The following is a 12557-nucleotide window of genomic DNA, read 5'->3' on the forward strand; positions in this document are numbered from 1 at the left end:
GCTCGCGTGACAAGCGCGCTCGAGGAGCGCTGATATGGAGACACGGAGCAGCGCTCATTGACGTGACCATGAGTCCGTCTCCACACTTCCAGACGGGATGGGCAGGCGCGAGCCGCCGCGCCAGCGCTGAGATGGAGGGATGGAAGGAGAGGATGGAGCATGCTGTACATCAATTACCTGACACTCCCCTTGGCGGCGGTCACCGCCGTCCTCCTCCTTGGAGCGTGGTACGTCGCGAGGGCTGAACGGCGCGAGGACCACCGGAGAGCGTTCGCCGCTGCGTTCGGGGCCGGAGGTCTGATCCTGGCCGTGACCGGGTTTCACCTTACGCTCACATGGCCGATCCCGGGGCAGTACAACATCGTCTTCGGCGAGCCTCTGGCCTACTTCGGCACGCTGCTCGTCATCGGCAGCGTCGCGCTCTCGCGCGGCGTGGACCTCGGGCCGCTCTCCATCCTGGGCGCGCTCGGGGGGGTGACCAACCTCGTGGCGGCCGTGGCGATCTTCCGTTATCGCCTGACGTCGATGCCGATGATCGCCGCAGTGATGTTCGGGGCGAGCGGCCTCGCGGCGGTCCTCTTCCCGCTCCGGAGCAGGAGCGCGCTCGTGCGGTCCTCCGTCGCCGTGCTCCTGCTGATCGCCGGCGCGCTCTTCGGGGTGACGGCCTGTGGGGCCTACCTGCACCACCTCGCGCCGGGCTCCTTCGACCGATGGATCCCTGCCCAGGCGAGGGGGACGCCGGCCGCATGCGAGTGAGGCGGATCGGAATCTCGTGAAATCGGTACGGCCCGGCGTCCGGGCACGGGCGGCCGAGCGGCGGCCCCGCGTCACGCGAAGATGCGCCGCATCAGCGCGCGCTTGATCGCCTCGACGAGGGCAAGGTAGGTCAGCGTCGCGCCCGCGAGGAACAGGAAGAAGCCGGGCGGCAGCGGCACGAAGCCGAGCAGCCCGGCGAAGGGGCTGTACGGCAGCGCGAGGGCCACGGCCACGACGCCGAGCGTGGTCGCCGCGAGCGCGCGGCTCGGAGAGCTCTTGAAGGAGCTGCCCATCGTGCGGATCACGAAGATCACAAGCGTCTGCGTGGCCAGCGACTCGACGAACCAGCCGGTGTGGAAGAGCGAGGCCGGCGCGTGGAACACGTGGAGCAGCGCGTAGAAGGTGAGGAAATCGTACACGGAGCTGATCGGCCCGATCACCATCATGAAGCGGCGGATCAGAGCGATGTTCCAGCGCCGCGGCTTCCGGATGAAGCTCGCGTCGACGTTGTCCGTGGGGATCGTGATCTGCGCGAGATCGTAGAGGAAGTTGTTCAAGAGGATCTGCGCGGGCAGCATCGGCAAGAAGGGGAGGAGCACCGATGCCCCGGCCATGCTGAACATGTTGCCGAAGTTCGAGCTCGTCCCCATGAGCAGGTACTTCATCACGTTGCCGAATGCCTTCCGACCCTCGAGGATGCCGGAGCGCAGCACATCGAGCCTGTGGTCGAGCAGCACGATGTCCGCGGCGTCCCTGGCCACGTCGACGGCGCCGGCGACGGAGATCCCGACGTCGGCGGTGTGCAGCGATGGCGCATCGTTGATGCCGTCGCCGATGTAGCCGACCACGTGGCCGCGGGCCTTGAGCGCGCGGATGACGCGGTTCTTCTGCGCCGGCGAGACGCGCGCGAACACGCGGGTGCGCTCGGCAAGGTGTGAGAGCGCCGCGTCGTCGAGGCGGTCGATCGCGTCGCCGAGGACGATCTCGCCAGGATCGAGGCTGACCTGCTGGCAGACGTGCGCGGCGACGAGCTCGTTGTCGCCTGTCAGGATCTTCACGTCGACCCCTTCCTCGCGGAGCGCGCCCACGATCTCGGCGGCGCCGGGGAGCGGCGGATCGACGAACGCGAGCAGCCCCGCGAGCGTGAGCTCGACCTCGTCGTCGCGCCGATACGCCGGTTTGGCCGGGACGCCGCGATAGGCGACCGCGAGCACCCGATAGCCCTGCCGGCCGAGCGCATGGAAGGCCGCCTCGCATCGCGCGCGGGCGCTCTCGTCGAGCGGCCGCACCTCGCCGTCGACCTCGTACGTGGTCGCGATCGCGAAGACGCCCTCCGGCGCGCCCTTGGTCACGAGCAGCCGCTCGCCCAGGCGCTCGGCGACCACGCTCACGCGGCGCCGCTCGAAGTCGAACGGCAGCTCGTCGAGCTTGTGGAAGCCGTTGATGTCGGGGTGCTCGTGGCGCAGCACCGCCGCGTCGAGCGGGCTCACCGTGGACCTGCGGAGCACGGCCGCGTCGACGGGGTTGTCCACGCCGCTCTCGAAGTAGCTGTTCAGGTAGGCGAGGAGGAACGGCCTCTCCGACGGCTCGCCGAGCGGGTCCACGTGGGCCTCGAGCTCCATCTCGCCCGTGGTGAGCGTCCCCGTCTTGTCGCTGCAGAGCACGTCGATGCTGCCGAAGTTCTGGATGGCCGAGAGGTTGGTGACGATCACCCGCTCGCGCGAGAGCCGCACTGCGCCCTGCGCCAGCGTGACGGTGGTGATCATCGGCAGGAACTCGGGCGTGAGCCCCACGGCCAGGGCCACCGCGAAGAGGAGCGACTCGAGCGGGTCGCGCCGGAGCGCGGCGTTGAGCGCGATGACGAAGAGCACGAGGAAGAGCACGAGCCTGAGGATGAAAGCCCCGAACTGTGCGATGCCCCGCTCGAACTCGGTCTGCGGAGGGCGGGTCGCGAGGGTGCGGGCGATGTCGCCGAAGGCCGTGTCGGAACCGGTCGCGAACACGACCGCGGTCGCGGTGCCGCTCACCACCGACGACCCGAGGAACACCGCGTGGGTCATCTCGACCGGGCTCTTCGCCGCCGAGGGCCCAGGGTCGGGGTCCTTCTCGGCGGGCAGCGACTCGCCGGTGAGCGCGGCCTGGTGCATGTGCAGGTCCTTGGCCGTGAGCAGGCGCGCATCGGCGGGGACCAGGTCGCCCGCGGTGAGCCGGAGAATGTCGCCCCGCACCAGCTCGCGCCGCGGGATCTCGCGGAACACCCCGTCTCGCAGCGCGGTCGCGGTGGGCGCGACCTGTGCGCGGAGCCGCTCGACCGCGCGGTGGGATCGCCGCGTCTGCGCCGATTCGACCGCGACGCTCAGCGCCACGATGACCACGACGACGGCCGAGTTCATCAGATCGCCGAGGGCCGCCGACGCCAGGCTGGCAAGCAGGAGGATGCCCACGAGCGGGTTCGCGAAGCGGCGCAACACCTGGACGACGGCCGCCTCTCGCCTCGTGGCCGCGAGCTCGTTGGGCCCGAACCGCCCGAGCCGCTGCCGCGCCTCCTCGCTGGTCAGCCCGCGCGGTGAGGTCCCGAGCCGCTCGAGCAGCTCCGCGAGGGACAGGCCAGAGAGCCCTTGCGCGTTCGCGTCCATGCGCCGACGACATCCCTCTTCACATCACGGCACCTCCCGGGCGTAGACGAAGCGGGTCAGGTCCTCCACCGGCTCGATCGGCGCCTCCTCCGCGGCCTTCACGGCCGCATCGACCTCGGCCTCGACCTCGCCCAGGATCCGGGCGAGCGCGCCGTCGTCGAGCAGCCCCTCGGCGCGCAGCCGCGCGACGAACAGGTCGATGGGGTCGCGCTCCCGCCAGGCGGCCACCTCGCTCTTGTCCCTGTATCGCTCGGCGTCGTACATCGAGTGCGCGCGGAACCGGTACGTCAGCAGCTCGAGGAAGCGGGGGCCGGCCGCCTCCCTCACGGCCGCGGCCGCGCGCCGCGTGGCCTGCTCCACCGCGAGCACATCCATGCCGTCGACCTGCTCGGCCGGCACGTGGTGAGCCGCGGGGATGTCGATGAGCCGCGGGTTCGCGGCGTGGCGCGCGAGCGCCGTCCCCATCGCGTACTGGTTGTTCTCGCAGAGGAAGAGCACCGGCAGGCTCCAGAGCGCGGCGAGGTTCAGCGACTCGTGGAACTCCCCCTCGTCGGTCGCGCCGTCGCCGAAGAACGCCGCCGTGACCCGCCGCCGGCCGGCGAGCTTGTCGGCAAGCGCGAGCCCCACCGCGATGGGCAGGCCGCCGGCCACGATGGCGTAGCCGCCGTAGAAGCGCCGCTCCGCGCAGAACAGGTGCATCGACCCGCCGCGCCCGCGGGCGCAGCCCGTCGCCTTCCCGTACATCTCGGCCATCGCCGCGGCGGGCGAGACCCCGCGCTGCAGCGCATGGCCGTGCTCGCGGTAGGCGGCGACCACCGCGTCGTCGTCCTCGAGCGCCCGCATCGCCCCGACAACGACCGCCTCTTCACCGATGACCAGGTGGAGAAAGCCGCGGATCTTCTGGAGCGTGTACAGCTCGGCGCACCGCTCCTCGAAGCGGCGGATGAGCAGCATCGCCCGCAGCACGGCGAGCGCCTCGGCAGGAGGGATCCCGAGCGAGCTCATGAGGGCTCCTTCGAACGACGCAGCCTCCTGCTCGGCACGGGCGCCTCCATCCAGCACACCTCCGCGACAGGGCTCGGCTCGGGCAACGATCGTACCGGCGCGGGCGCTTCCCGTCCTCGGCGCCGCTCATGGGTCCTCCTGCTCGGGTGCCGGCTCAGCGCGGAGGGCCCGCGGCCTCGCCGCGCGCGAGCAGCGCCTGCAGCGAACCGCCGTCATGGAGGAGCCGGATCGCCTCGGCCAGGAGCCCGTCCAGACGGACGAGCTCGACGGGGATCGCCGCGCCCGTGGCGGCTGCGACGCTGTCGGTCACGAGGAAACGGCGCACCGGGAGCGCGGAGAGCCGGGCCATCGCCGGGCCGACGAAGAGGCCGTGCGTCGCGATGACGGTGATGTCCGGCGCGCAGCCCGCCGCGAGCAAGGCGTTCACGGCGGCCTCGATCGTCCCGCCGGTGCTGATCATGTCGTCGACGAGGAGGGGCGACCGTCCCCGGACCTCGCCCGTGATGGCGTGGACGCTGACGTCCTCGCCGCTCAGGCGGGTCTTGTGCACGACGGCGACAGGCAAGCGGAGGAGCCGCGCATGGCGATCCGCGAGCTTCGCGGCGCCCAGGTCCGGCGCCACGATGACGCTGCGCTCGGAGATCCAGGATCTCGCCGCATCCGAGAGCAGCGGCACCGCGCTCAGGTGCTCGAGCGGGATGGAGAAGAACCCCTCGAGCGCGGCATTGTGGAGGTCGACGGCCACCACGCGCGAGAGGCCCGCTGTCGTGAAGAGATCGGCGACGAGCCGGGCCCCTACCGGCTCCCTCCCCGAGGCGCGGCGGTCGTGGCGGGCATAGCCGAAATACGGCATGACGGCTGTCAGGCGCGAGGCCCCTGCGCGGCGACATGCATCCGCGAGGAACAGGAGCTCGGCGATGTGCTCGTCGACCGGTGGGCTCGTCGGCTGGAGGAGAACCACGTCCCGCCCTCGCACGCTCTCCCGTAGCTGCACGTGAAGCTCGCCGTCCGCGAAGCGGCGCACCAGGGCGTCGCCCAGGCCGATACCGAGGCGCTCCGCCACGGCCTGTGCGAGAGGGAGGTTCGCGTTGCCCGCGAAGAGGCAGATCTCCATGGCTGCTCCGCTGCGCCGCCTTCCGTGTCGTGGGGGCTCATGGCGCTGCTCATTCGAGCTGTGACCGCTCTCCAGATGCAACCCCAGGGCCTGATCTCTCCAGTGACGTCCGCTCGCCTCCGCGTCATCACGCCTTTCCGCCTGATCTGTCTGATCTGTTTGCTCGCCACGTGCCATGGGAGCGCACCGGCCTCCATGCCCCCTCGGGCATGGGCTTCCCGTAGCCGGCGCCGGCTCCATGGAGCGTTCGCTGGGAGGAATGCCGTGACCACTGCTGGGGAGCTCTGCAATCGAGGCGTCGTCACCATCGGCAAGACCGAGACCGTGATCGAGGCCGCCCGCCGCATGCGGGCGCATCACGTCGGCAGCCTGGTCATCGTCGAGGAGCCGGCCGGGAGGACCGTGCCTGCCGGCATCATCACCGATCGCGACATCGTGGTCGGCGTGGTGGCGACCGCGAGTCCCTACCTGGAGTCTCTCCAGGTGGCGGATGTCGCGACCGAGCGGTTGATCACAGCGCGAGAGCAGGAGGACCTCCTGGACGTCCTCGGTAGGATGCGCGCCGAGGGCATCCGGCGCGTGCCGGTGGTGAACGACGAGGGGGTGCTCCAGGGGATCATCGCCTTCGACGATCTCATCGAGTTCCTGTCGGACGAGCTCTCCGAGCTGAGCGCGCTGGTGACGAGGCAGCAGCGGCGGGAAGCGCAGAGGAGGATCTGAGTGCCGGGTGTATCCACAGGGGCGAGGAGGTCACGGTCAGCACGCGACCGGCGCAGGAGGGTTCATGTTGTTTCGAGATCGCGTTGATGCAGGGCGCCGCCTGGCCTTCGCGCTGGGTCGTTACCGCGACGACACGCCCGTCGTGCTCGGGCTCCCGCGCGGCGGCGTCCCGGTCGCCTACGAGGTCGCCCGGGCGCTCAAGGCGCCGCTCGACGTCTGGGTGGTGCGCAAGCTCGGCGCTCCGGGGTACGAAGAGCTGGGCATGGGCGCCATCTCGGAGGGGGGAGAGGTGTACCTCAATGAGGAGGTGGTCGCGGAGCTCGGCGTGCCCCAGAAGGAGGTCGCGGAGATCGTGGACCGCAAGGCCGCCGAGGTCGAGGCGCGCGTGCAGCGCTTCCGGCGCGGCCGACCGCCCGTCGATGTCGAGGGCCGCACGGTCATCGTCGTCGACGACGGCATCGCGACCGGCGGGACCGTACGCGCCGCGCTCCGGGCCGTCCGGCGGCGCGGGCCGAGGCGCCTCGTCCTCGCGGTCCCGGTCGCGTCGGCGACGACGCTCGAATCGCTGCGCCCCGAGGTCGATGAGGTGGTCTGCCTCGACGCGGATCCGCAGCTGTTCGCGATAGGCGCCTATTACCAGGACTTCCGCCAGACCACGGACGAGGATGTCGTGGAGCTGCTCGAGCGGGCGCGCACCGGCGGCGCGGGCGCGGAAGGCGAGGAGGGGCCGGCGGGCCCGCCGGAGCCGGCAGAGGAGCTCCCCGTCGAGCTCGAGCTCGACGACGGCGCGCGCCTCCAGGGCAGCCTGACGATCCCCGCCGGGGCGACAGGCATCGTCCTGTTCGCCCACGGGAGCGGCAGCAGCCGGCATAGCCCGCGCAACCGGTTCGTCGCAGAGGTGCTCCAGAGCGCCGGGCTGGCCACGTTGCTCTTCGACCTCCTCACCGGCGAGGAAGAGGCGGTGGATGAGCGGACTGGCCACCTCCGGTTCGACATCGAGCTCCTCGCGGGGCGGGTCATGGGCGCGGCCCTGGCCACGCGCGAGCAACCCGAGACGAGCGCGCTCCGGATCGGCTACTTCGGCGCGAGCACCGGCGCCGCGGCTGCGCTGGTCGCCGCGGCGAGGCGTCCGGATCTCGCGGACGCCGTGGTGTCGCGGGGCGGGCGCCCCGATCTCGCCGGCGCGTACCTCGAGCAGGTCCGCGCGCCCACGCTGCTCATCGTCGGGAGCGCGGACACCGAGGTGCTCGCGTTGAACCGGCAGGCGCTCCAGCTCCTGCGCGGACCGCGACAGCTCGCGATCGTGGAGGGAGCGACGCACCTGTTCGAGGAGCCAGGGACGCTGGAAGAGGTCGCGCGCGCGGCCAGCGCCTGGTTCGTTCGCTACCTGGCGCCCCGGGCGCTCGATGCGACCGCGTAACTGCGGGAGAGCAGCGGCGCGGTGCTCGCGGATCAGCGCCAGCGCAGCAGCAGGCTGCCTTCCTCCCCGAGCTCGACGCGCGTCCCGAACCGCGCGCCCTCTCGGCTCAGCACGTCCCTCAGCCAGAGCGCGTCCTCTTGCGCGGCGCGGTGGAGGCGAAACTTGCTCATCCGCAGCGGCACCAGCTCCAGACCGGCGAGCTCCCCGGTCCCCGCGCGCAGCGTGGCAAAGTACATCATGGCCAGATCGCCTCGATAGGCCTCGTGTCCGCTGATGCCCTCATAGTCGTTCACGAAGTCGCCGCAGCCGTAGATGATCAGCCGCCCCGCGTGGACCTCGATCGCCTTCGGATGATGCGAGGAGTGCCCGTGAACCACGTCGACGCCGGCGACGTCGACGAGGGCGTGGGCGAGCGCGATCTGCTCCTCCGGGACCTCGTACCCCCAGTTCGGGCCCCAGTGGATCGAGGCCACGACGATGTCGCCCTCCCGCCTGGCCGCCCGCACCGCGTCCAGCACGCGACCGACCTCCGCGGGAGACGACTCATCGACCAGGTGAATGCCCGGGCGGTCCACCGAGGCGCCCCAGCGCCGCGGGACGCCGCTGGTCTCCGAGCCCAGCGAGAAGATGAGGACCCTCCCCTCGCCCTCGATCTCGATGAGCGCCGGCGCCGCCGCCTCATCGAGATTGCGGCCCGCGCCGGCCGTCGTCACGTTCACCGACCGGAGCGCGGCGATCGTGTCGATCAGCCCGGCAACTCCCCAGTCGAGGACGTGGTTGTTGGCCAGCGCGCAGCAGTCGATCTGCGCCGCAGTGAGGCACGAGACGTTCCCTGGGTGCATCCGGTAATTGATACCCTTGAGACACGGCTCATCGCTGGTCGTGATCGCCGTCTCGAGGTTGACCAGCCGGACGGCGGGCGCCCGCCGGCTCCACGCTTCGAGCGCGGCCCCCCAGACGTACGAGAAATCGACGGGCCGGGGAATGGGGCCGCTCGCGCGCTCGGCGAGCTCGACGTACCCCCTCGCGTCCTCCACGGCCAGCTCGTACAGCACCGGATCGCTCGGACATGGCAGGATCTGATCGATCCCCCGGCCGGTCATCACGTCACCGCAGAGAGAGATGGTGACAGCACCCGCAGCCGACGTGCCCTGGGGCCGCTCCCTCGCCACGCCTTGCATCACGGGTCGCCGCTCCATCGAGCTGCACGAGTTGCAAGGAAGAGACCAGGTGCGGCGCGCGGCCTTGGCCTCCGGACCGCGTGAGCGCGCTCGGCGACATCACAGACAGTGAGGCTCCTCATCCTCCCGGGCGGAGTCGGTCGTCCCTCGCTCCTCCTGACCCTCGTGATCGAGCTCCTCGACGAGGATCTCGGCGATCCGACGGCCGTGGACGCGTTCGGCCGTGAACCTCAGGCTCTCGAGCTCCACCTGCTCCCCCTGGGCCGGCAGGTGACCGAGGACGCCGAGCATGAGGCCGCCCACCGTGTCCCACTCGGTCGTCGGCAGCTTCACGTCGAGCACCTCGCTCAGCTGGTCCACCGACGTGCGCGCGTTCACGCGATAGGCCTTCTCGCCGACGGGCTTCACGTTCGGCTCCTCGCGGTCGTACTCGTCGGCGATCTCGCCGACGATCTCCTCGAGCACATCCTCCAACGTCACGAGCCCGCACAGCGTCCCGTGCTCGTCCACGACGAGCGCCATGTGGAACTTGTCGCGCTGCATCTCCTTGAGCAGCTCGGCGACCTTCTTCGACTCGGGGACGAGGTGAGGCGCCTGGGCGATCCCGGAGAGCGGTCGCTCGACGTGGCCGGCGTGAGACTCGCGCACCACGTCCTTCGCATACAGGACACCGACGATATCATCGAGCCCAGCATCGTAGATCGGGATGCGCGAGTAGCCGCTGTTGATGAACAGGCTCATCGCCTCCGGCAGAGGCGTGCTCGCCGGGGCGGCCACGATGTCGGGCCTCGGCGTCATCACCTCGCGGACCACGGTGTCGCCGAACTCGAAGATCGAGTGGATGAGCTGCTTCTCCTCTTCCTTGATGGCCTCCTCCTTCGACGCCACGTCGGCCATGGCTCGGATCTCTGCCTCGGTGACGAAAGGCCCCTCCTTGAGCCCCTTGCCGGGCAGGATGACGTTGGTGACGCGGATGAGCAGGCGCGCGACCGGCCCGAGCATGGCGCCCAGGGCGACGACCATCGGCGCGAGGCGGAGCGCGATCCGGTCCGTGTGCTGCACGGCGAAGGTCTTGGGCATCGCCTCGGCGAGCACGAACAAGAGCACCGTCATGATCAGCGTGGCGACCAGGTCGCCGTAGCCGCCGAGGACCCGCAGCGCCACGGCGCCGGCGAGGGTGGTGCCCGCGAGCTGGAAGAGCAGGGTGAGCAGGAGTACGACGTTCAGGTGAGGCGCTGGGTCGTCGACCAGCCGCACCAGCGACGCCGCCCCGCGCCGGTCCTCCTCGCGCAGCCGGTAGGCGCGGATGCGGCTCATGCGCGTGATCACGACCTCGGCGGCCGCCATCAGCGCCGCCAGAAGGATCAGGACCGCCACCGCCCCGAGGCCCGCCCAGTCCGCGCTTGTCATCGCCAGCTTGCTCCGGATCGCGAGCGCCGCGCCGCCGCCGACGTTTCTTGGCGGCGGCGGGGCGTATCCGCAACTCGAGCGAGACGCAGCATGCGGGCGCGTCCTCCGGGAGCGACCAGCGGGGCCCGACGCAAAGGCAACGTCCGGACGGGGGCGGCGCGGCTCATCGACGGATCGATCGGTCCGCGAGTTGCACCGAGCGTGGAGCGAGATGCCATTGCCCAGGATCCGCGCCGCCAGGCTCATGACCGAGACCCCCCGGACCGTGCGGGTCGACGACCCCATCGGCGAGGCGGTGGACGTGCTCCAGACGACGGATTTTCGGCACCTTCCGGTCGTCGACGAGCTGGGTGAGCTGGTCGGGATGCTCAGCGATCGCGACCTGCGCGCGCTATGGGTGCCCTACGCGGAGGACACCACGGCGGTGGACGCAGCGCTGCAGAAGGCCCGCGTGCCGGTGTCCGTGATGATGAGCAGCAATGTCGTGAGCGCCAGTCCGGACGCGGACGTGACCGAGCTCATGGAGCTCATGCTCGACAACAAGATCGGCGCGGTCCCGGTCGTCGACGGAGAAGGTGTGTTGCTCGGCATCGTCAGCTATGTGGACGTCTTTCGCGGGATCCTCGGGGAGGCGTGACCCGTCTCCCGTTGCTGCGGCGGCCGCCTCGAAGCGCCGCTGCGGCCGAATTCGAAGTTCCCACATCGATGCCAATGATCGCCATGGTCGACCTCCGCGGGCGGCCCGCTCCTCGTCCACCCGCCGGCCAGCCGCCGAGCCTTCGCCGCTCCGACGCCCGGCGACTGCGCCCTCACATGCCGGATCGCCCTCGATCCGCCCTGCGCTCGGACGCTCACGCTGCGGCCCGCTCCTCGAGCTTCCCGACCGCGGCGTAGTCCGTTCATCTCCAGCTCTGCGAAGAGCGACGACGGACCCGAGCCGCAGGACGTCGTCAGCCTTTGCCGGCGATGAAGACCACGCTCGCCTGCGGCCCCTGCTCGCCCTCCTCCTCCACGAACCGCACCTGGGTGCCGACCGAGAGCCGGTTGAACCCGTGGCCGTGGACGCAATGGCCGTGGAAGTACACCTCGCGGCCGTCGGGCATCTCGATGAAGCCGTACCCCCGGTCCGGGAAGAGCTTCGAGACCCGATCGAGCACCGCCGCCTCGATGGCGTCCGAGCGCTCCAGGTTACGAAACGTCACTTCTGGCGGGATGATCATGAGTCGCCCCCCTCGTCCAGGCCGCCGCCCCGGCGTCCGCTCGGTCCGGGAGGCGCTCCCGACCGTGCTTCCACCATCGGCGCTCCGGTCCACACCAGCAACCGACGTGCGCCGGCCCTCGGTGCGGCCTCCGGGGCCGCGGGGCATCGGCTGTGATCATGAGCGCTGCTGGCTCGCCGTCACTTCTTTTCGCACCGCCTCCCCGAGATCGTGGAGCTCCCGACCGAAGAGGTCGATCAGATCGTCGGCCGAGAGCAGCCCGATGACCTCCCCATCCGGCGAGACCACGGGCATCCTGCGCACCCCGAGCTCTCGCATCCGCGCGGTCGTCGCCTCGAGGCGGTCGAGCGGACCTGCGGTGATCGCCGGCTGGCTCATCACGTCCGCAACCCTGGTGTGCTCGGGGTCGCGCTCCGCCGCCATCACGCGCAGCACGAGGTCCCGATCGGTGACGACCCCGACGGGCCGCGTCCCGTCCGCGACGACGACGAGCGCGCCCACGCCCTGATCAACGAGCAGCTCCGCGGCCGCCCCGACGGACGCCTCCGGCCGCACCGTCACCACATCTCTCCGGCAGAATTCGATCAGCGACATCAGCGCCCTCCCGTCATGGGGCCCCGTCCCCTGCTCCTCCGCGGGTCACCGCGGCAATGTCGGAGAGCTCCCGCCCGAGGAGCTCCACGAGGTCGTCGCAGGTCACGATCCCAACGAGCTCGCCGCCCGCGCCGACGACCGGCAGCCGGCGCACCGCGCGCGCGCGCATGAGCGCCGCCGCCTCCGCGAACGAGGCGTCCGCGGACAGCGTTGCCGCCGGCGCGCTCACGATCTCGGCGAGGCGAAGCTGCTTCGGATCATGCCGCTTGGCGAGCACCCGCACGACCAGATCCCGATCGGTCACGATCCCCGGGCCGCCCGCCGTCTGCACGACGACCGAGCCAATCCCCTGGTCCCGCATGAGCCGCGCCGCCTGGGCGGCGGTCGCATCCGGCTGCAGGGTCTCGACCTTCGCGGTGCAATAATCGATGACAGCCATGGACCAACCCCTCTCGTGATCCCTCGGATCACCGGCGGAGAGGAAGCATGGGGTGTGCCCGC

Annotated in this window: 12 protein-coding genes; 4 read left to right on the forward strand and 8 right to left on the reverse strand. The window is 70.8% G+C overall.

Annotation, left to right across the window (positions count from 1 at the left end; genetic code table 11):
- Positions 1-159: 159 nt before the first annotated feature.
- Entirely contained in the window at positions 160-756 is a 597-nt protein-coding gene (locus WMF45_RS25630; RefSeq protein WP_437719444.1) for a DUF981 family protein, read from the forward strand.
- Positions 757-827: 71 nt separating this feature from the next.
- Here WMF45_RS25630 and mgtA read toward each other — a convergent pair whose 3' ends face one another.
- The 3 genes from mgtA to WMF45_RS25645 all read right to left on the reverse strand — a co-directional run bounded on the left by mgtA (position 828) and on the right by WMF45_RS25645 (position 5511).
- Positions 828-3392 carry a magnesium-translocating P-type ATPase gene (gene mgtA / locus WMF45_RS25635; RefSeq protein ID WP_437719445.1) on the reverse strand — a complete coding sequence of 855 codons (2565 nt, stop codon included), beginning with the start codon at positions 3390-3392 and terminating at the stop codon, positions 828-830.
- 24 nt (positions 3393-3416) lie between these two features.
- Positions 3417-4397 (reverse strand): pyruvate dehydrogenase (acetyl-transferring) E1 component subunit alpha, encoded by a 981-nt coding sequence (pdhA, locus tag WMF45_RS25640; protein WP_437719446.1) that lies wholly within the window; start codon positions 4395-4397, stop codon positions 3417-3419.
- 154 nt (positions 4398-4551) lie between these two features.
- Entirely contained in the window at positions 4552-5511 is a 960-nt protein-coding gene (locus WMF45_RS25645; RefSeq protein ID WP_437719447.1) for a ribose-phosphate diphosphokinase, read from the reverse strand.
- Positions 5512-5775: 264 nt separating this feature from the next.
- On the opposite strand from WMF45_RS25645, the gene WMF45_RS25650 reads away from it, so the two are divergent.
- Both WMF45_RS25650 and WMF45_RS25655 read left to right on the forward strand, forming a co-directional pair.
- Positions 5776-6231 carry a CBS domain-containing protein gene (locus WMF45_RS25650; protein WP_437719448.1) on the forward strand — a complete coding sequence of 152 codons (456 nt, stop codon included), beginning with the start codon at positions 5776-5778 and terminating at the stop codon, positions 6229-6231.
- A 64-nt stretch (positions 6232-6295) separates the two neighbouring features.
- Positions 6296-7651, forward strand: a complete 1356-nt coding sequence (locus WMF45_RS25655; protein WP_437719449.1) for a phosphoribosyltransferase family protein — start codon at positions 6296-6298, stop codon at positions 7649-7651.
- 32 nt (positions 7652-7683) lie between these two features.
- On the opposite strand, the gene WMF45_RS25660 is transcribed toward WMF45_RS25655, so the two are convergent.
- Both WMF45_RS25660 and WMF45_RS25665 read right to left on the reverse strand, forming a co-directional pair.
- Positions 7684-8832, reverse strand: coding sequence for a CapA family protein (locus WMF45_RS25660; protein WP_437719585.1), 1149 nt, complete (start codon positions 8830-8832; stop codon positions 7684-7686).
- A 99-nt stretch (positions 8833-8931) separates the two neighbouring features.
- Entirely contained in the window at positions 8932-10242 is a 1311-nt protein-coding gene (locus WMF45_RS25665; RefSeq protein ID WP_437719450.1) for a hemolysin family protein, read from the reverse strand.
- Between the two features lie 211 nt (positions 10243-10453).
- Between WMF45_RS25665 and WMF45_RS25670 the strand changes: the two genes are divergently transcribed.
- Positions 10454-10879, forward strand: a complete 426-nt coding sequence (locus WMF45_RS25670) for a CBS domain-containing protein (RefSeq protein WP_437719451.1) — start codon at positions 10454-10456, stop codon at positions 10877-10879.
- A 313-nt stretch (positions 10880-11192) separates the two neighbouring features.
- On the opposite strand, the gene WMF45_RS25675 is transcribed toward WMF45_RS25670, so the two are convergent.
- From WMF45_RS25675 to WMF45_RS25685, 3 genes are all read right to left on the reverse strand, one after another.
- Positions 11193-11462, reverse strand: a complete 270-nt coding sequence (locus WMF45_RS25675) for a cold-shock protein (RefSeq protein ID WP_437719452.1) — start codon at positions 11460-11462, stop codon at positions 11193-11195.
- Between the two features lie 156 nt (positions 11463-11618).
- Positions 11619-12056 (reverse strand): CBS domain-containing protein, encoded by a 438-nt coding sequence (locus WMF45_RS25680; protein WP_437719453.1) that lies wholly within the window; start codon positions 12054-12056, stop codon positions 11619-11621.
- A 13-nt stretch (positions 12057-12069) separates the two neighbouring features.
- The gene (locus tag WMF45_RS25685) at positions 12070-12495 is read right to left on the reverse strand and encodes a CBS domain-containing protein (RefSeq protein WP_437719454.1); all 426 of its coding nucleotides are present in this window, start codon (positions 12493-12495) and stop codon (positions 12070-12072) included.
- Positions 12496-12557: the final 62 nt, after the last annotated feature.

Origin of the sequence: Sorangium sp. So ce448 (genome assembly GCF_051520915.1) — a bacterium.
GTDB classification, from domain to species: Bacteria; Myxococcota_A; Polyangia; order Polyangiales; family Polyangiaceae; genus Sorangium; species Sorangium cellulosum_B.